This window comes from Candidatus Enterococcus murrayae, from assembly GCF_017315985.1.
GTDB lineage: Bacteria > Bacillota > Bacilli > Lactobacillales > Enterococcaceae > Enterococcus_A > Enterococcus_A murrayae.
Genome location: NZ_JAFLVR010000008.1, coordinates 1 through 706, shown reverse-complemented (window position 1 = coordinate 706; position 706 = coordinate 1). Strand labels below are relative to the sequence as shown.

At 44.2% G+C, this 706-nt stretch carries 1 protein-coding gene; it reads right to left on the bottom strand.

Annotated features, from left to right (window positions below; translation table 11 throughout):
• The coding region (locus JZO85_RS03465) for a coiled-coil domain-containing protein (protein ID WP_207107128.1) at window positions 1-706 on the bottom strand (706 nt) is incomplete at both ends.

Genomic DNA, 706 nt, shown 5'->3' with positions numbered 1-706 from the left:
CTTTAGCTGTTGAATCGTCTGCCGGTACTTGGCATTGTCTTCTCTGAGACGTGTCAGCTCAACATCGATTTCTTGTTCCTTTTCCTCCAACAGTTCAAGCAAGGTGTCATTCTCCTCGCGAAGCTCGCTTAGTTTCGTTTCGCTCTTTTGATTGATGGTATGTAACTGTTGATAGTCTTTTTCCAATTCGCTGTATTGCTTCTTCTGATGATCAAGCGCTTCTTTCGTCTCCACAGCTTCCTTGTGGAGCTGCTTCAACTTTTTTTCTTTTTCACGATTCTCTTCTTGTGATTCTTGATAACTCTTTTTGTATTCCTTGAGCTGTTGCGTCAGCTCCTTCAGATTCACTGTTGCAGTTTCTTTTTCTGCTTCTTCATTTCTGATTCGCTCCACCGTTGATTCGAATTCTTTTTCTTTCTCTTCTAATTGTTGCTGGAGCTGAACAATCGTTGATTCGGTTTCTTTCTTTTCCTCATGGAGTTCGGCAAGCTTTGTCTGCCACTCCTCGTCTCGTTCGCTCAATTCCTCTGACCGTCTCGTCTGTTCCAAGGCAAGCTTTTCTTCCAACGCTTCCTTTTCAGCCTCTAATTGATGAATGCTGGTTTGCGCTGCTTCCTTTAACCGTGCTAGTTCTTCCTGCATCTGCTGTAGCGCTTGATGCGCAAGCATTTCTTCCGCTTCTTGTTGCTGCTCTTGTTCATCTGCG